General features: G+C 64.5%; 16 protein-coding genes and 1 other RNA gene. 12 read left to right on the top strand and 5 right to left on the bottom strand.

Going from position 1 to position 18,151, the window contains the following annotated elements; translation table 11 throughout:
• The first annotated feature begins 4 nt into the window (after positions 1 to 4).
• The 10 genes from CXY73_RS16470 to CXY73_RS16425 all read left to right on the top strand — a co-directional run bounded on the left by CXY73_RS16470 (position 5) and on the right by CXY73_RS16425 (position 11,564).
• The gene (locus CXY73_RS16470) at positions 5 to 1,192 is read left to right on the top strand and encodes a TerC family protein (RefSeq protein WP_104178310.1); all 1,188 of its coding nucleotides are present in this window, start codon (positions 5 to 7) and stop codon (positions 1,190 to 1,192) included.
• A gap of 132 nt (positions 1,193 to 1,324) precedes the next feature.
• Positions 1,325 to 2,227, top strand: a complete 903-nt coding sequence (locus CXY73_RS16465) for a xanthine dehydrogenase family protein subunit M (protein WP_104178309.1) — start codon at positions 1,325 to 1,327, stop codon at positions 2,225 to 2,227.
• 12 nt (positions 2,228 to 2,239) lie between these two features.
• Positions 2,240 to 2,755 carry a (2Fe-2S)-binding protein gene (locus CXY73_RS16460; protein WP_104178308.1) on the top strand — a complete coding sequence of 172 codons (516 nt, stop codon included), beginning with the start codon at positions 2,240 to 2,242 and terminating at the stop codon, positions 2,753 to 2,755.
• The gene (locus CXY73_RS16455; RefSeq protein ID WP_104178307.1) at positions 2,752 to 5,145 is read left to right on the top strand and encodes an aerobic carbon-monoxide dehydrogenase large subunit; all 2,394 of its coding nucleotides are present in this window, start codon (positions 2,752 to 2,754) and stop codon (positions 5,143 to 5,145) included. The genes CXY73_RS16460 and CXY73_RS16455 overlap by 4 nt, the downstream gene beginning before the upstream one ends.
• Position 5,146: 1 nt before the next feature.
• Positions 5,147 to 6,136, top strand: coding sequence for an XdhC family protein (locus CXY73_RS16450; RefSeq protein ID WP_104178306.1), 990 nt, complete (start codon positions 5,147 to 5,149; stop codon positions 6,134 to 6,136).
• A gap of 63 nt (positions 6,137 to 6,199) precedes the next feature.
• Positions 6,200 to 7,093 (top strand): MoxR family ATPase, encoded by an 894-nt coding sequence (locus CXY73_RS16445; protein WP_233198407.1) that lies wholly within the window; start codon positions 6,200 to 6,202, stop codon positions 7,091 to 7,093.
• Positions 7,086 to 8,420 (top strand): VWA domain-containing protein, encoded by a 1,335-nt coding sequence (locus tag CXY73_RS16440; protein ID WP_233198406.1) that lies wholly within the window; start codon positions 7,086 to 7,088, stop codon positions 8,418 to 8,420. The genes CXY73_RS16445 and CXY73_RS16440 overlap by 8 nt, the downstream gene beginning before the upstream one ends.
• 19 nt (positions 8,421 to 8,439) lie before the next feature.
• Positions 8,440 to 9,309: an SRPBCC family protein gene (locus CXY73_RS16435; RefSeq protein ID WP_104178304.1), complete on the top strand. Its 870-nt coding sequence runs from the start codon at positions 8,440 to 8,442 to the stop codon at positions 9,307 to 9,309.
• 29 nt (positions 9,310 to 9,338) lie between these two features.
• Positions 9,339 to 10,565, top strand: coding sequence for an XdhC/CoxI family protein (locus CXY73_RS16430; RefSeq protein ID WP_104178303.1), 1,227 nt, complete (start codon positions 9,339 to 9,341; stop codon positions 10,563 to 10,565).
• Positions 10,566 to 10,832: 267 nt separating this feature from the next.
• Entirely contained in the window at positions 10,833 to 11,564 is a 732-nt protein-coding gene (locus tag CXY73_RS16425; protein WP_104137366.1) for a PIG-L family deacetylase, read from the top strand.
• 78 nt (positions 11,565 to 11,642) lie between these two features.
• On the opposite strand, the gene ssrA is transcribed toward CXY73_RS16425, so the two are convergent.
• The 5 genes from ssrA to CXY73_RS16400 all read right to left on the bottom strand — a co-directional run bounded on the left by ssrA (position 11,643) and on the right by CXY73_RS16400 (position 16,390).
• Positions 11,643 to 12,017: a transfer-messenger RNA gene (gene ssrA, locus CXY73_RS16420) on the bottom strand.
• Positions 12,018 to 12,149: 132 nt separating this feature from the next.
• The gene (gene smpB, locus CXY73_RS16415) at positions 12,150 to 12,626 is read right to left on the bottom strand and encodes an SsrA-binding protein SmpB (RefSeq protein ID WP_104137369.1); all 477 of its coding nucleotides are present in this window, start codon (positions 12,624 to 12,626) and stop codon (positions 12,150 to 12,152) included.
• 125 nt (positions 12,627 to 12,751) lie between these two features.
• Positions 12,752 to 13,666, bottom strand: a complete 915-nt coding sequence (gene ftsX / locus CXY73_RS16410) for a permease-like cell division protein FtsX (RefSeq protein WP_104137372.1) — start codon at positions 13,664 to 13,666, stop codon at positions 12,752 to 12,754.
• A complete protein-coding gene (gene ftsE, locus CXY73_RS16405; RefSeq protein ID WP_104178302.1) occupies positions 13,663 to 14,799 on the bottom strand; it encodes a cell division ATP-binding protein FtsE in 1,137 nt (378 codons plus the stop codon). The genes ftsX and ftsE overlap by 4 nt, the downstream gene beginning before the upstream one ends.
• Before the next feature lie 196 nt (positions 14,800 to 14,995).
• Positions 14,996 to 16,390 carry an IS1380 family transposase gene (locus tag CXY73_RS16400; protein WP_104178301.1) on the bottom strand — a complete coding sequence of 465 codons (1,395 nt, stop codon included), beginning with the start codon at positions 16,388 to 16,390 and terminating at the stop codon, positions 14,996 to 14,998.
• A 332-nt stretch (positions 16,391 to 16,722) separates the two neighbouring features.
• Here CXY73_RS16400 and CXY73_RS16395 point away from each other — a divergent pair, with 332 nt between their 5' ends.
• Positions 16,723 to 17,292 (top strand): alternate-type signal peptide domain-containing protein, encoded by a 570-nt coding sequence (locus CXY73_RS16395; protein ID WP_104137797.1) that lies wholly within the window; start codon positions 16,723 to 16,725, stop codon positions 17,290 to 17,292.
• 210 nt (positions 17,293 to 17,502) lie between these two features.
• Positions 17,503 to 17,856, top strand: a complete 354-nt coding sequence (locus CXY73_RS16390; RefSeq protein WP_104178300.1) for an alternate-type signal peptide domain-containing protein — start codon at positions 17,503 to 17,505, stop codon at positions 17,854 to 17,856.
• The last annotated feature ends 295 nt before the right edge of the window (positions 17,857 to 18,151 follow it).

Raw genomic sequence — 18,151 nt, 5'->3', positions numbered from 1 at the left:
GTTCATGACTGTTTCACCCCTCATCTGGGTCATCACCATCGTTGTCATCCTGGCTTTGCTCGCCTTCGACTACTTCTTTCATATTCGCAAGGCGCACGTTCCCGCGCTGAAGGAAGCCGCCCTGTGGTCCTCCATCTACGTCGGCCTGGCCATCCTCTTCGGCATCCTGGTCTTGTTCTTTGGCGGCAGCACGATGGGATCGGAATACTTCGCCGGCTACATCACAGAGAAGGCGCTGTCCGTGGACAACCTGTTTGTCTTCCTGATCATCATGGCGAGCTTCCGAGTCCCCCGCGAGGACCAGCAAAAGGTGCTGCTGTTCGGCATCGTCTTCTCCCTGATCGCTCGCACCGGGTTCATCTTTCTGGGCGCGGCGCTGATCAATTCCTTCGCCTGGGTATTCTACATTTTCGGTCTGATTCTGCTGATTACGGCGGGTAATCTGCTCAAGCCCGAAGCACACGGCGATAACCAAGCGGATAATTTCATGATCCGCCTGGCCAAACGGAGCTTTCACACCACCGAGCACTACGACGGCGACAAGCTGTTCACCATGCACGAAGGCAAGAGGGCACTGACGCCCATGCTGTTGGTCATGGTGGCGATCGGCGGTACGGACATCCTGTTCGCATTGGACTCCATTCCCGCGATCTTCGGGCTGACCCAGAACGTCTACATCGTCTTTACCGCGACCGCGTTCTCGCTGATGGGACTGCGCCAGCTGTACTTTCTGATCGACGGGCTCCTGGACCGGCTGATCTACCTCTCGTACGGCCTCGCGTTCGTCCTGGCGTTCATCGGCGTCAAGCTGGTGCTCCACGCGCTCCACGAGAACAATCTGCCGTTCATCAACGGCGGTGAACCGGTCCCGGTCGTGGAAATCAGCACGGGGCTGTCCCTGAGCGTCATCATCGGAGCACTCACGATCACCGTCGTGGCCTCGCTGCTGAGCAAGGCGGGTAAAGCCCAAGCCTCCATCAACAACGCGCGTCGCCACGCGGTCAGCTACCTCGATCTGGATTACACCGCCGATCTGGCCGAACGCGAGCGGATCTACCGAATGCTGACCGAGGAAGAAGAACAGGTTCTGGCCATGGACCTGAAATACCGCAACAAGGCCAAGGACATCGACCGCATCCGAGAGCAGGTAGCGGAGGCGCACCGGCAGCACGATGACTATCTGGCCCGGTAGAGCGCGCCGGAGCGCCTAACTTCGCCGAGCTCGCTGTTGACAGCAAGTGGGCGCGGGGAGCAAGCTGTGGCACACAACGGTGTCGCGCGATGATGCGCGGCGCCATGGAAACTTCTCAGTGAGGAGAAGCCCGTGCAGATTCCGGCTCCGTTCGAATATGTCCGTGCCAGTTCGGTGGACAACGCCCTCGCCCTGCTCGATCGTCACGGGCCCGAGTCCCGGGTGGTCGCCGGCGGTCACAGCCTGCTGCCCATGATGAAGCTACGCCTGGCCCGGCCGGACTGGCTCATCGACATCAATGACCTGTTCGAGCTCGATTACCTACTGGTTGACACAGTGCCTAACAACGGCCGTGTGTTGCGTATCGGCGCCATGACCCGGCACACGACACTACTCGAATCCGACGATATCAAGCGGCTCTTTCCCATCGTCATCGATGCCGAACGGGTCATCGCCGACCCGATCGTGCGCAATCGCGGCACCATCGGCGGCTCGCTCTGCCAAGCCGACCCGGCCGAAGATCTCTCCACGGTGTGCCATGTGCTCGAAGGGGTCGCCGTCGTTCGCGGGCCGGCCGGTGAGCGGATGCTGTCGATGGCCGAATTTCATCGCGGCCCGTACGAGACTGCGGTCGCCCAGAACGAACTACTAATCGAGGTGCGCGTGCCGATTCGGGACGACTCCGGCAGCGCCTATGAAAAGGTCGAACGCCGGATCGGAGACTGGGCCGTTGCTGCGGCCGGTGCGAGCGTGACGCTTGCGGCCGATGGCACGATCAGCCACGTGGCTGTCGGCCTCACGGCGGTCGGACTGGACCGCAACGTCACCGAGGTTGAGGCCGTGCTCGTCGGCCAGGCCCCCACCGAGCAGCTCTTCGTTGAGGCCGGCCGCCTGACGTCACTAGCCTGCGATCCCCTCGCCGACCAACGCGGACCGGTCGACTACAAGCGGCACCTCGCCGACGAACTGACTCGTCGGGTGCTGCGGGCGGCCTGCCGCCGCGCTGCGGCATCCATTTCAGACATCACGATTTAGGAGTTGAGCCCGATGCAGATCAGCATGACCATAAACGGCACTTTCGTCACCCACGAGGTCGAACCGCGCGTGCTGCTCGTACACTTCATTCGCGACGACCTGCGGCTCACCGGAACGCACTGGGGCTGCGACACCACCAACTGTGGCACCTGTGTCGTACTGATGGACGGCCAACCGGTGAAATCGTGCACCGTGCTCGCTGCCATGGTTGACGGACACACGATCACAACCGTGGAGGGACTCGCCAACGGCGCCACCCTCGACCCCGTGCAGCAGGGCTTCATGGAGGAGCACGGCCTGCAGTGCGGTTTCTGCACCCCCGGCATGATGCTCACCGCCCGCGCCCTGCTCGACCACAACCCGCACCCCGAACCGCTGCAGATTCGCGAGGCCATCTCCGGGCAGATCTGCCGCTGCACCGGCTACGCCACCATTGTGCGGTCGATCCAGTGGGCCGCCGAGCATCCCGCCGGTGCAGCCCCGGAAACGACCACGTCCGAATCAACCGAGCAAGAGGTGCACGCATGACCATCCTCGAGGACCGCCCGTCGAACCCGGCCGCCGGCGACCACGATCGGCCCATCGGCCACGGCCGCATGCAGCGCAAGGAGGACCCGCGTTTCGTGCGCGGCAAGGGCCACTATGTCGACGACATCGTATTGCCCGGCATGCTGCACGGCGCCATTCTGCGCGCTCCCGTTGCCCACGCCCGGCTGGTCTCGATCGATACGACCGAGGCGCTTGCGCACCCCAAGGTGCTCGCTGTGATCACCGGCACCGACCTGCAGGCCCTCGGCCTCGCCTGGGCTCCGACCCTCTCGATGGATGTGCAGGCCGTGCTGGTCACCGACAAGGTGCGCTTCCAGGGCCAGGAGGTCGCTTTCGTCGTCGCCGAAGACCGCTACGCCGCCCGAGACGCCCTTGAACTGATCCAGGTCGAGTACGACGTGCTACCGCCCGTCGTCGACGCCCGCAAGGCGATGGATCCGAGTGCTCCCATCATTCGCGACGACCTTGCGGGCCGCACCGACAACCACATCTTCGACTGGGAAGCCGGCGACAAAGCCGAAACGGATGCCGTCTTCGCGAGCGCCGACGTCGTGGTGAAGCAGGAGATCGTCTATCCGCGCGTGCATCCGGCGCCGATGGAAACCTGCGGCGCCGTCGCCGACTTCGACCCCATCGACGGCCGCCTCACCCTGTACGAGACGACGCAAGCGCCACATGCCCACCGCACCCTGTTCGCGATGGTCTCCGGCATTCCCGAGCACAAGATTCGGGTGGTCTCCCCCGACATCGGCGGCGGGTTCGGTAACAAGGTCGGAATCTACCCGGGCTATATCCTCGCCGTCGTCGGCTCCATCGTCACCGGAAAACCGGTGAAATGGGTCGAGGACCGCTCCGAAAACCTCATGAGTACATCGTTCGCCCGCGACTACATCATGCAGGGCGAGATCGCGGCGACCAAGGACGGCAAAATCCTGGCCCTGCGCACCAACGTGCTCGCCGACCATGGCGCGTTCAACGCCACCGCCCAGCCCACCAAGTATCCGGCCGGGTTCTTCCACATCTTCACCGGCAGCTATGACCTCGCCGCAGCGCATTGCACCGTCACCGGCGTTTACACCAACAAAGCCCCGGGCGGGGTGGCCTATGCCTGTTCCTTCCGCGTCACCGAGGCGGTCTATCTGGTGGAGCGGATGGTCGATATCCTGGCCCGCAAGCTCGACATGGACCCAGCCGAGTTGCGCCTGAAGAATTTCATCAAGAAGGAGCAGTTTCCCTACGCCAACAAGACCGGCTGGGAGTACGACTCGGGCGATTACGAACCCACCATGCGGCTATCGATGAAGATGGCCGGCTATGACGAACTGCGCCGCGAACAGAAGGAGAAACGCGAACGTGGTGAGCTCATGGGCATCGGCATCTCGTTCTTCACCGAAACGGTCGGCGCCGGCCCGCGCAAAGACATGGACATTCTCGGCCTCGGAATGGCGGACGGCGCCGAACTGCGCATCCACCCCACCGGCAAGGCCGTCGTGCGCATCTCGGTGCAAAGCCAGGGCCAGGGCCACGAAACGACGTTCGCGCAGATCGTAGCGGAGGAGATCGGCATCCCGCCGGAAGACATCGATGTGGTGCACGGAGACACCGACCAGACGCCGTTCGGCCTCGGCACCTATGGCAGCCGGTCCACTCCGGTCAGCGGCGCAGCCGTGGCGCTCGTCGCCCGGAAGGTGCGGGAGAAGGCCCGGTTCATCGCCGCGGCCATGCTCGAGACCCGGCCGGAAGACCTCGAGTGGGAGAAGGGCCGCTGGTTCGTGAAGGGCGATCCGAGCGTGGGCAAGACCATCGCCGAGATCGCAATGGGCGCCCACGGTACGATCGCGCTGCCCGAGGGTATCGACGGCAACCTCGACGCCGAGGTCACCTACGATCCGCCCAACCTCACGTTTCCGTTCGGCGCCTACATCTGCGTCGTCGACGTCGACCCGGGCACCGGCCATGTCAAGGTGCGCCGCTTCATCGCCGTCGACGACTGCGGCACCCGCATCAACCCGATGATCATCGAGGGCCAGATTCATGGTGGCCTCACCGACGGTGTTGGCATGGCGCTGATGGAGATTATCGAGTTCGATGACGAGGGCAACTGCCTCGGCGGCTCGTTTATGGACTACCTCCTTCCCACCGCCATGGAGGTGCCCGACTGGGAGACCGGCTTCACCGTGACCCCGTCGCCGCACCACCCGATCGGGGCGAAGGGCGTTGGCGAGTCTGCCACGGTCGGCTCGCCGCCGGCCGTCGTCAACGCCGTCGTCGATGCCCTCGCCCCGTTCGGGGTCGTGCACATGGATATGCCCTGCACGCCCGCCCGGGTGTGGGAGGCCATGCAGGGCCGCACGAGACCGCCGGTGTAGCATGCCCGAGATACAGTCTGTGCTGGAGCGGGAGCTCGAGGCGCGCCGCGAACCGTTCGTGCACGCGACCGTGGTGCGCGCGGTGCGTCCGACGAGCGCGCACGCGGGCGATACGGCGCTCGTGCGCTCGACCGGCGAGATCGAGGGTTTTGTCGGCGGAACCTGCGTGGAGGCATCCGTTCGCCTGTACAGCCTGCAGGTACTCGCAAGCCGCCAGCCGCTGCTGCTCAAGGTCGTCGCCGGTGTGCCGTCGAGCACTGTGGAGGACGGCGCGGTCGAGGTCTCCAACCCGTGCGTCAGCGGCGGGGCGATCGAAATCTTTCTCGAACCGCGCCTTCCGCTGCCACGCCTGATCGTGGTTGGGTCGACGCCCGACGCCCAAGCCCTGGCCGCCCTCGCACCGCTGGTCGGCTTCGACCTCGTGCAAGCGGATGGCACCTCTGCCGCCCCGCAGTCCGGCGACGCTGCGCTGATCGTCGCGTCCCATGGCCGAGACGAGGAGTCCGCGCTGCTGGCGGCGCTGGCTGTGGGAGTGCCGTACGTGGCGCTCGTGGCAAGTCCCAGGCGCGGTGCCGCGGTGCTCGCATCGCTCGACGTATCGCCGGAGCAGCGCGCGCGGGTTTTCAGTCCGGCGGGCCTTGACCTCGGGGCGCGAACGCCCGGGGAGATTGCGGTGTCGATTCTGGCGCAGCTGGTACAGGAGCGGGCCGGACGGGGGCATCCGCTTGGCGCGGCTGGTGCTGGCGCGGCGGTGGGAGCGTCGGTGGGAGCGTCGGATTTGGCGAGCGTCGCCGAGGCGCGTGCTGCCGAGGCGCCTGCCGCGGAGCCGAAGAACACCGGCGTCGTCCTCGACCCAGTCTGCGGCATGTCTGTGGCCGTGATGTCGTCGACTCTGCAGGTCGAGTTCAACGGTGAGACCGTCTATTTCTGTGCGGCTAGCTGCCGCAAGGCGTTTCTGGCGAATCCAAAGCAGTATGCACCCGCGCGGTAGGCACCCGCGCGGTAGGCACCCGCGCGGTAGACGCCCGACTGACCGATGGGGGTGGGTGCGTTGGTGACTTTGCCCGAGATCGTGCCCGACGTGGCCGCGCTGCAACGTGCCCTCGACGCCGAAAATTATCTGGCCGACGAAGGGCTCGCAACGGCGGTGTTCTTGGCCGTGCGCATGCGGCAGCCGCTGCTGCTCGAGGGCGAACCGGGGGTCGGCAAAACCGAGATCGCCAAAGCTCTCGCCCGATTGCTCGACACCGAACTGTTTCGGCTGCAGTGCTACGAGGGCATCTCTGCCGGTGAAGCACTGTACGAGTGGAATTACCCCCGTCAGCTGCTCGGCATCCGTTTGGCCGAGGCGCACGGGGTCGAACTAGCCGAGACCGAGCTGTTCGGCCGCGACTACTTGCTGCGTCGCCCGCTGTTGCAGGCGATCGAGTACGCGGGACCGCGGCCGGCCGTGCTGCTGCTCGACGAGATCGACCGGGCCGACGCCGAGTTCGAAGCCTTCACCTTCGAGCTGCTCGCCGAGGCGGCGGTCACCATCCCCGAGCTCGGAACCGTGCGGGCCACGCATCCGCCGATCGTGATTCTCACCAGCAATCGCACCCGCGACCTGCACGACGCGCTGACCCGGCGCTGTCTCTATCACTGGATCGATTACCCGGGGCCGGAGCGGATCGCGCAGATCGTGCGCCGGCGGGTGCCGAGCAGTTCACAGGCGATTGCGACCGAGGCCGCACAGGCCATTACCCGTCTGCGTTCGCTTGACCTAATCAAGCCGCCCGGAATCGCCGAGGCCATCGATTGGGTGGGAGCGCTCGGGGCGCTCGGTATCGAGCAGCTCAGCCGCCGGGCGGTCGAGCAGACCTGGGGTTTCGTGCTGAAGAATCGTGACGATCTAAATCTCGCTGCCGCTCGCGGCGGCGCCTGGGTCGCGCAGGCTGCCGATGCCTGAGCGCGAAGAACGTGGCAGCGAGCCTGGCGGCAGCGCACCGGCACTCTGGACCGCCTCAAGCGGGTCGACGCCGAACCTGATGACCACAGGCGGGAATCCGCTGATCGAGGCGGCGTCCCTCGCCGCCGGTTTCAGTACCGCTTTGCACCGCGCCGGACTCCCGGTGTCGCCCGACCGGGCAGCCCGGCTGGCCGAGGCGCTCCGCCTCGTCCCTCCCACCGACCGAGCCGCCCTGTACTGGGCCTGCCGGATCGTGTTCATCTCCCAGCAGCAGCACCTCGCCCGGTTCGACGCGGTGTTTAGCGCCGTCTTCGACGGCCGACTCGACCCGGTCGAAAGCCGCGGCGATCCCAACGCTCCCCCGGCGATCGGCTCGGAAACCCGTTCCAAGGCCGCCCCACCGACCAATCGTCCGGCCGCTACTCCCGAGTCTGGGGACGAACGCCCGCCGGCCCCGTTGCCGGGCACCGACTCGAGCGACACCGATACCACGGGCCCGGAACGCGACGCCATCCTCGCCCTGGCCTCAAACGACGAACACCTGCACGACATGGCGTTCGCTGACCTCGCCCCCGACGAACTTGCCCGACTGCGCCAGCTCGTCGCTCGCATCGTGCTGTCGACGCCAACCCGGCGCAGCCGCCGCCGGCATCCGTCGCCGCACAACCGTGACCGGCTCGATCTGGCCCGCACCGTGCGAGCAGCGCAGCGCAGCGGCGGCGATCCTATCGCCCTGCACCACGCCCGCCGCCGGTCGAAACCGCGCCGACTCGTGCTGCTCTGCGATGTGTCGGGCTCGATGGAGCCGTACACGAGGGTCTTCCTGTCGCTGCTCCAAGGCGCGGCGTCCGGTGCGCGGGCCGAAGCCTTCGTGTTCTCCACCCAGCTCACCCGGCTGACCCGCCAGCTCGCGCTCCGTGACCCGGACCAGGCGCTCGCGCAGGCGGCCGCCACCGCGACGGACTGGGCCGGCGGTACTCGGCTGGCCGCGAGCATCCGTCGATTCATCGATGATTTCGGGCGGCGCGGCCTGGCCCGGGGAGCGGTGATCGTGGTGTTCTCCGACGGTTGGGCGCAGGACGACCCGGCCGACGTCGACGCCCAGATGGCACGCCTGCGCCGACTCGCGCACCGCATTGTCTGGGTGAATCCACGCAAGGTCGCCGTCGATTACCGGCCGCTCGTGGGCGGTATGGCAGCCGCGCTCCCCTACTGCGATGCCTTCGTCAGCGGCCACAGCTACGCGGCCCTGATCGAGGTGGCGGCCGCGATTCGCGGTGACCCGCCAGCATCCGATCAACGTGCAATCTCCCACCAACCGACCTGACCCAGCAGAGGACACCCTGATGCAAATCGACACCACTTTCACCGTAATCGCCCCCGTCGACACGGTGTGGAACACCCTGATGGACTTCGAACGCGTCGCTGGTTGCGTGCCGGGCGCACAGATTCTGAACAAACTCAGCGACGACAACTACCAGGTCGGCATGAAGGTCAAGCTCGGCCCGATCACCATGCAATACCGCGGGCAGATGAACGTCGACGAACGCGACGTCGAGGGGCACCGCGCAGTCTTCTCCGGCAAGGCCCAGGAAACCCGCGGTCAGGGCACCGCGCAGGCCACCGTCACGCTCGAACTGGTCGAAACCGACGGCGTGACCCAGGGCACGGTCAGCGCCGACCTGTCGCTTTCCGGCAAGGCGGCGGCGATGGGCAAGGGAGTCATCAGCAGCGTCACCGAGCAGATGATAGGTCTGTTCGCCGGCAATCTGCAGGACCTGATCGAGGGCAGTACCCGTGCTGATTCAGACGGTGAAGCGGATGCCGCAGCCACGGCCGCCGACAGTGCTGCCACCCGCGTAGGCGAGCACGTCGACGACCCGGGCGCCCTCGCCCAGGGCTCCCCCCGTGCCGTCGCCGATATGAGTGAGATTCCACCCGGTGATGCCCCGGCCACCGACACCCACCCCGACGTCACGCCGGATGTCCCCGCCCGGCCCGCCACGCCGCCGGGCCCCCTTCCGCCGCGCACGACTCCCGCTGGTGGGCACCGCGGGGCCCCGTACGGGGCAGCGCCGGCTCCGAGCCTCGACGCTCTGAGCCTGGTCAAGGGCGTCATCGCCGACCAGCTGAGCGACCCGGTGAAACTTGTAGGTCTGCTGGCCACGGTAGCGTTCATCGCATACCGAATCGGTCGGCGGGCATCCGGCCGCTAGAGTCTACCGACGACAGAAGGGAGCCCGGCATGCGTGAAGTTCTCAATACCCTCTTCGCTGGCTGGCAGGGCGGCGCGACGGCGGGCCTCGCTACCGTCGTGCGCACCTTCCAGTCAGCACCTCGGCCGGCCGGCGCATCGATGCTGGTCAACGCTGACGGCACGGTGGCCGGATCGGTCTCGGGCGGCTGCGTCGAGGGCGCCGTCTACGAACTGGCCACCCAGGTCGCCGCGGATGGCGTACCGGTGCTCGTGCGCTACGGTATCAGCGACGACGACGCCTTCGCGGTGGGGCTGACCTGCGGCGGCATCCTCGACGTCTTCATTGAACCCGTTTCCCGCGGCACCTTCGCACTGCTCGAGGGGGTGCACGACGACGTGGATGCCGGGCGCCCGGTGGGGGTCGCCACGGTGATCGAGCATCCGGATGCCGGCTGGATCGGCCGCCATCTCGTGGTGCGCCCGCATGGATTCGAGGGCGATCTCGGTTCGGACCGCGCCAACCACGCCATCGGCGACGACACCCAGGGGTTGCTCGCCGCCGGCCGCAACACAACGCTCACCTACGGTCCAGACGGCGAGCGTCGTGGCGCGGGCATGCGGGTGTTCTTTGCGAGCTACGCGCCCCGGCCCCGCCTGCTCGTCTTCGGAGCGATCGATTTTGCCACCGCTCTGGCCCGGCTCGGAACCTTTCTCGGCTACCGAGTCACGGTCTGCGATGCCCGTGGCGTGTTCGCCACCGCCGCTCGCTTTCCCGGGGTCGACGAGATCGTGGTGAGCTGGCCCGACCGTTACCTGCGCGAACAGATCGCGGGCGGCCTCATCGATCCCCGCACGGTCATCTGTGTGCTCACCCACGACCCGAAATTCGACGTTCCCCTGCTCGCCGCCGCCCTGCACGGCCCACCGGTGGCGTACATCGGCGCCATGGGATCCCGCCGCACCCACCTCGACCGGCTGGAACGGCTGCGCGCAGTCGGAGTGACCGACACGCAGCTGGCCCGGCTGCGCAGCCCGATCGGCCTCGACCTCGGCTCGCGCACGCCCGAGGAGACGGCGGTCTCGATTGCGGCCGAGATCATCTCGCTGCAGTGGAGCGGAAGCAACGCTCCCCTGCACACGCGCGTTGACTCGATTCACCACGACGATCTGGTCGACCCGAACCCGCCGCTGGCGCCATCCCTGCCGTCATCGTCATCGTCATCGAATCAGGCTGTGGATAGCGCGTCCAATCAACGAACCGGCCTGCGCAGCTAGCCATCGGCAGCGCCCCCAATTCGACCCGAAACTGCCCGGCCCCTTCCCGGGTTTTTCGCAAGAAGCCAACTCTGGTCCCTTGGGCAAGCATCAGACCTGCGAGATGCTCGCTTTCCGCCCCATGAACAAGCGCCAGTCACAAGATGCCACCTTGACCCGATGGCATGCCCTGGGCGCCACAGGCTGGCGGCGATAAGCTCGACGGATGGCTCTCGCATCCACTGTCCCCGTGCAGTTTGCACAAAGCACTGACCGACCCGGAGCCCGATGAGCATTCTGGACGCCGTCAGGTCAGTGCTGTTCGTGCATGCCCACCCCGACGACGAGACCATTGGCACCGGCGGCCTCATCGCGCATCTCGCGAGCCGCGGTATTCGCATCACCCTGGTCACGGCCACGCGCGGTGAGCGCGGTGAAGTCATCGTCGGACCGCTCTCGAATCTCGCTGGCACCGCGGCCCTAGCCGAAGAGCGCGAGCGTGAACTCGAGCGCGCCGCCCGCACGCTCGGCGTCCACGATTGCTTTTGGCTCGGCGAGGTACCGGTTCGCGCGCCTGGGCTGCCCGAACGCCGTTACCGCGACTCCGGCATGGAGTGGATTCGCTCCGGCTTGGCCGGCCCGGCCGCCGATTCCGAAGAGGATGCCCTTGCCCGCGCTCCGCTCGACGAGGTCACCACCGACCTCGTCGCCGTTCTCCAGCACGTGCAACCGAGCCTCGTCATCAGCTACGACGCCACCGGCGGCTACGGCCACCCAGACCACGTGCGCGTGCACGACGCCGCGCTCGCCGCCAGCCGAGCACTCGCCATTTCGTACGCCGAAATTCTCGACACGCCCACAGCGGATGCGGAGTGGTTCGATTTCGAGACCCAGCGCGCCACCGTCGTGGCTGCCCTGCGCTGCCACGCCAGCCAGCTCAGTGTCGACGGCGACGACATCGTGCACTCCGGCGGCCAGCGGCAACCCATCCGCCCATCGATCGGTCTCCGCCTGCGCTGACCATAGCATCCGCTTAAACCAGATGAGGCCACCCAGGGGTGGCCTCATCCAAGACAAAACAGCGTGTGACAGAACCGATGGTGGAGATGCGGGGAATTGAACCCCGGTCCACTGCTGTGGTCATATGCCTTCTACGGGTGTATCCAGTGAAATCGCTTTCTCGGCCCCGGAATTTGCCACTGGCATCTACTCCGACAGGCCCAGCCTTCGTTTAAGTCCCTCTACATCCCGTGGCTCAATGTAGAAGCAATCTCTCTAAATGGCGTCAGGATCCGGGTAGAGAGCATTCCCGGTCTGGCGGACTTCTTTAGTGCTTTCGCTTAGGCAGCGAGAGCGAAGTCAGTGCGCTTTGAATTGGCACTTATTGTTTTGCAGAGATCGTTTACGAGATAACCCTGCATCCTCGACCCGCTTCTCACAATTGCGCAAACAATGTCGAAACCGATCATCCCCCTACACATCACACGCTTTACAAATTGAAAGCTCATGCGATGGGTTCGTGTCACACGCTGTTGAATTACCAATCTGCACCAGTTGCGGGGCAGCCCTCCATACTACTACAGAAGTCCCTAGTCGCCTAGTCGCCTAGTCGCCGAGGTGCCGTTGTGCCGATATCGCGCGGTCCGATTCGCGCTTGTCGGTGCGTTCCCGCAGCGTCTGGCGCTTGTCGTACTCTTTCTTACCCTTGGCGACGGCGATCTCAACCTTGGCCCGACCATCCGCGAAGTAAATCCGCAGCGGAATGAGCGTATAACCGCCCTCCTTGGTCTTGTGGCTGATCTTGATGATCTCCTTCTTGTGAAGCAGGAGTTTGCGCTTGCGGCGCGGCGGGTGGTTGGTCCACGAGCCGCCGGAATACTCCGGGATGTGCACCGCATCCAGCCAGGCCTCGCCGCCCTCGATGAAGGCGTAACCATCGACCAGGGTGGCCCGGCCTGCGCGCAGCGATTTGACCTCGGTGCCGCTCAAAACCATTCCAGCCTCGTAGGTGTCACTGATGAGGTAATCATGTCGGGCCTTACGGTTGGTCGCCACGACCTTTTCGCCACGTTCCCTGGGCATGTACCTCACCTCAATTCGTAGTCAGTTCAGATACTGTAAGCGGATGCCGTCGGCCGAACCGGCAGACAGCCTACTAGTCTACCGGCCCCGCGCCCGATCGCTGTGCGCGGGCCTGCACTTGAGGTTCAAACCTTGAGGTAGCGGGTGATGGCGAAGTTGGCCGAGAACGCGGCGAGCACCGCGCCGACCACGAGCAAGATGGGTACCACGACGAGCGCGTCGTCCATACCGACCAGGGCGAAGCCGGTGAGTCTGGCCCCGAGATACCCCTGCACGAAGAAGTAAACGAGGGCCAGGATCGCGCCGCCAGCCAGCAACGAGCCGAGCAGCGCCGCGAAGACGCCCTCGAGAATGAACGGCGTTTGAATGAACCGGTTGCTCGCGCCGACCAGTCGCATAATGCCGAGTTCGCGACGTCTGGAGAACGCCGACAAACGGATGGTCGTTGCAATCAGCAGCGCTGCCGCGATCAGCATCAACCCGGCAATACCAATGGCCGTGTAGCTCGCTACGTTGAGCACCGAAAAGATCTGATCAAGATATTTACGCTGGTCAGCGACATTTTCTACGCCGACTACCCCGGATAGGCTCTCCACGAGCACGGCGGACTGAGAGGGATCGTTGAGGTTGACCCAGAAGGTCTGGTTCAACTGGTCCGCGGTGACATAATCGGCGACCGGGTTGCCGGCGAACTGCTTCTTGAAATTCTCGAAGGCCTGCTCGTGCGTCTCAAAGTAATAAGTGTCGATGAACGGCGCCAGGGTCGGCGATTCGAGCAGGGCCTCGACGGCTGCAATCTGCTCCTTCGAGGCGTCGCCGCCGGTGCAGGTTTCGCCCGGCGAGATGTCAGAACACATGTAGATGCCGACCTGCGCCTTGTCGTACCAGAAGTTCTTCATCTGGCCGATCTGCATCTGCATCAGCACGGCCGCACCAACGAAGGTCAGCGAGATGAAGGTGACGAGCACCACAGAGACGACCATGGATGCGTTGCGTCGCAGGCCGTTCGCGGCCTCGGAGAGCACCAGTCCGAGCCTCATCGGTTCGGCCCCACGTTCTGTTCGCCGGTTTGGTCTGGTTTCTCTCCTGGTGCTCGCAGGCCGAGTTTCTCGGCGAGGGTGAGCTGTTCGGGGGCGTCGTCAGGGGCGTCGTCAGGGGCGACCGGAAGAACCGGGCGCGCCATCGGCGGCGTGGCCCCTGCAAGACCGGCCTCTTGCGCAGCAGGAGATTCGGCGGCGGGAGCCGGCACAACCGGTGTCGGAACAACCGGTGTCGGATCAACCGATGTCGGATCAACCGATGCGGCCGCTGCTGCAACCGCGGCTGCCGCCGCCTGGTGCAGCGATACGGAGGTTTCGGGAACCGGCGCCGACGGATGCGTCAACGAGGGTTGGGCCGCGGCCCGAGCCGCGACGGTGGCCGACGCGACCGGTACGGGTCCGCCCGCTGCGGCATCCGCTTCAGAACTGGGCACGATGGTCGGGATGGACGCGGTGGCGTAGCCGCCTTGACGTTCGTCACGCACGATCTCGCCGTTGACGAGTTCGATCACGCGGCGCTGCATCTTGTCGACGATGCCGGCCTCGTGGGTGGCCATGATGACGGTGGTGCCTCCCGCATTGATGCTCGCGAGCAGCGCCATGATCTCGGCGCTCGTGGTGGGGTCGAGGTTTCCGGTGGGCTCATCAGCCAGCAGAATCTGGGGCTTGTTCACGATGGCGCGGGCAATGGCCACGCGCTGCTGTTCGCCACCGGAGAGTTCATGCGGCAGGCGCTGCGCTTTCTCGGCCAGGCCGACCATCTTTAAGGTGTCGGGTACGGCTTCCTGAATGAAGCCGCGGCTTTTACCGATGACCTGCAGGCTGAACGCGACGTTGTCGAACACGGTCTTGTTCGGCAGCAGCCGAAAGTCCTGGAAGACCACGCCCATGTTGCGGCGAAAGTACGGCACCTTGCGGTTCGAGATCGACCGCAGGTCCTGGCCCAGCACGTGAATGCTGCCGCTGGTGGGCTTCTCCTCCTTGAGCACGAGCCGCAGGCAACTCGATTTTCCCGATCCGGAGGCGCCGACCAGAAAGACGAATTCGCCTCGCAAAATCTCGACGTCGATCGAGTTCAGTGCCGGCCGAGAGGTGCCGGGGTATTTCTTGGTTATGTGATCAAAGCGGATCATAGCTCTTAGAGCCTAGGCATCCGCGGCCGTTTTCCCTACAGCGACATACCCGCGGGCCCTAAGCTTCGATCCACCGGTCCGCTTTGAGTGAGCGGCGTCGCTGAATTCTGAGCGGTGTTGTGGTGGTGGGCGTGGCGAAGCTGTCGGCCTTGCTGCCGATGGTGTTCCGTGGTCTTCGGTGCCGTAGGGCTGGTGGTCAGGTGGTGATGGTGTGCGGCGGGCCGTAGGCCGCCGCGAATGCGGCTGTCCAGCCGGTTTCCCACGGCCAGCTGGCCGGCAGATGCAGGATAATTTTCCTAGCTGAGGTGGAGATTCGGGCGGGGATGTTGATGAGTTTGCGGCGGATGGTGCCGCTGCGAGCTTTGCCCAGATCCGCGCCGGCGAGTGAACCAACGGCTCGGGAGAGATTGAACGCGATCGTGGCCAGCACGAGCCAGGCCGCGTTGGCCGTGAAGACACCGGAGGGCAGATGGGCCAACGCGCTGTCCTTGAGATCGGCATTGATCTGTTCGATGATCGCATGCTGGCGATGGGTCTGATCGGCCGTGACGGTGTCCAGGTCGCTGGTCGTGAAGAACGCGTGAAAGCGGTGCGTGTCGAAGAGGGTCGGTTGTCCTTCGTGCGCTTTATGGTTCAGTTCGGGGATCCGTCGCACGACCAGGCGGCCTTCGATGCGTTCGGATTTCTTGCGTGAACTGAACGCGGTGAAGGTGACTTCGGCGACCTCGGAGGACGAAATCCAGGCGCCGCTTTCCTCGTCTCGGATCGCGTCGGTGTAGTTGATCGTGGTCCACTGGCCGGCTGTGATCGTGGCGATCGCGCGCTTGACAGCGGGGTCCATCCGCGCGGTGATGGATACTTTCGCCCCAGCGCGGTGCGCGGCGGCGACGACGGCGTGGCCATAGAACGCGCTATCGGCGCGCAGCAGCATCACGCCGGTCGTCGTTGTGCTGCGGAGGCGTTTCACGGTGGCGAGAACGTCGCCGACGAACTTGCCCGCGCCGCGGGGAGAGCCCGTCGATCCTTTCCACAGCCGGGACCCGATGATGATGGGTGCCGCCTTCGGTGTGGAGACGATGCCGATCAGAGCGTTCAGTCCGCGCACTCCGGAGTAGCCATAACCAGAGCCTTGCTTCTGATATCCGTGGACTTCTTTAATGGTGTCGTCGATATCAACCAACGCGTAATCGTCAATTCCCGCGACGATCGGAGCGTGGCTGGCGAGGTTGACCAGCCACCGCCACGCGATGGCGTCAAGCTGACGGACGTGACCAAACGTGAACGCCCGAAGAAACGAGCCCAACGTCGACGGGGCATAGGTTCCGACGAAGAGTTTCTTCATGCCGCCGTGCCTGAGCAACGCCATGTCATCAATCGAATCGGCCCCGGCGAGCATTCCTGCGACCAAAGCTGTGACTTTCAATCCGGCGTTCGCGCCGAAGTATCCGGGCAAACTCAACCGGGCGTCGACGAGCTCACCGAGACCCGTTTTCACCGCCAACGCCAACGCGGTGACGAGCCCCGCGGCCGACACGAGATTCGTGTCATCGAAGGTGGCGGACAAGCGGTTCGAAGTATGGAAAAGTTGCATCTACGAGATGCCTCTCGGATCGGTCGAATTGAACCCTAAGTAAGTTCTATTTTTCCTGATCCGACAGGCATTCTCGGTTTAACGCGCCGCTAAAACCTCAACTCGACCGGTGGATCGAGGCTAAGCCNGGCAACAATCATGCCGGACCCGACAGGCCAACTCCCTCAGATACTCACACCATCCGAGGTTACAAACAAGGTAACGGGGGTGTGAACACCCAATGGGGGGCATACTTGAGGTTCTTTCAACTCTAAGGTTCTGGTTGGAAATAGTGAAAACATTTCATTATTTCACACCAAAACCGATAATTGAAAGGCACAATTGTGAACAGAATGATCAAGGGCTCCATCGCGGGCGCTGCTGGTGTTGCTCTTCTCCTCGGCGGCGCGGGAACCTTCGCGCTCTGGAACGACACCGCGGCGGTCGCTGGTGCAGACATCACAGCCGGCACGCTAACAGTCGAAGCGGGGGAAGGTGTCTGGACAGACCAGACGGAGGCCGCGATTAATATTGCGGACTACCGCATCGTTCCGGGAGACACCCTCACCTACCAGACGCTACTCGACGTGGAAGCTCTCGGTGACAACATCAAGGCGCTGCTGTCTGTCGACAAGGGCCAGCTCACTGCGAACAGCGGCTCTGACGAAGACAAGGCGCTCGAGAAGATTCTCAAGGAGTACACCGACGTGTCCGCGGTGGAAGTGTCTCGCCACGCGGGTCCTGCCGGCCCGGCCCCCGTTCGCGGCGACCAGTCAATTGATTTCGAACTCCTGCAAGGTTCCGTTCAATACCAGGTGATCGTCACGATCAAATTCCCGGCCGACCACAAAGACGACGACGCTGCGAAGACCGGATCGGTCGACCTGTCCGAGCTCGGGGTCAAGCTGACGCAGCACCTTTAATAACTCCTCGGCAGGCCAGCGAGAGGAGAGTCGCGTGAAATTTGCATTCGGGCGCGCGACTCTCCCCCTGGCCGTGTCGCCAGGTCTGCCCAGGAGCAGGCCGATTCGGCGGTTGAACGGATGTCGCCGATCCTGTCCTAAACGTCGGCGCAGGACGCTAAGGGATCCATCTCTTCTCGTTTCCCTCGACTTTTGTAAAGGAAGAACTTCATGAACAAGATCCTCACAGGATCAGTAGCAGGCGCGGCCGGTATCGTACTTCTCCTCGGCGGGGCCGGAACGTTCGCGTTGTGGAACGACACCGTGGCAATCGCCGGTGCGACCATCACAGCTGGAACGCTGACGGTCGAGGCGGAGGAAGGCGCCTGGGCCGATCAGGACGACGACGCGATCGCCAGCATCGACGATTACCTCATTGTTCCGGGTGACACCCTCACCTACGAGACGGTACTCAATGTAGACGCCGAGGGTGACAATATCCAGGCGCAAATCGTCATCGATCATGGCTCGATCATTTCTGATGACGTGGAAGCGGACCTGGCGCTGGAAGAGCTCCTCACTTAGCCTCAATACCGTTCAGTTAGGCGCGTGAATGGTGATTTCTGGTTCGTGGGCGGGTTGTGGCCAGTGGGCGTGCTGGAAGCGTTTGGCGGGCCATTTCGAGACCTTGCGTTTGATGACGCGAGGGTTTGACCGTCGTCGGCGCGCGGGATTCAGTCTCCGGACGAGGGCGCGGACCGCATGACGCCAGACTGCTGTGGCGTGGTCAGGCTGCGGAGGGGGAAAAAGCGCCCTGACCGACTGAGCGGCGGGCGATGCGGAGTGCGGCAACGAAAGAGACCCGGTCGGGGTCGCGGTG

It is taken from the genome of Cryobacterium sp. Y50, assembly GCF_002929805.1.
Taxonomy (GTDB): Bacteria; Actinomycetota; Actinomycetes; order Actinomycetales; family Microbacteriaceae; genus Cryobacterium.
This window is presented reverse-complemented; position numbering and strand designations above follow the sequence as displayed.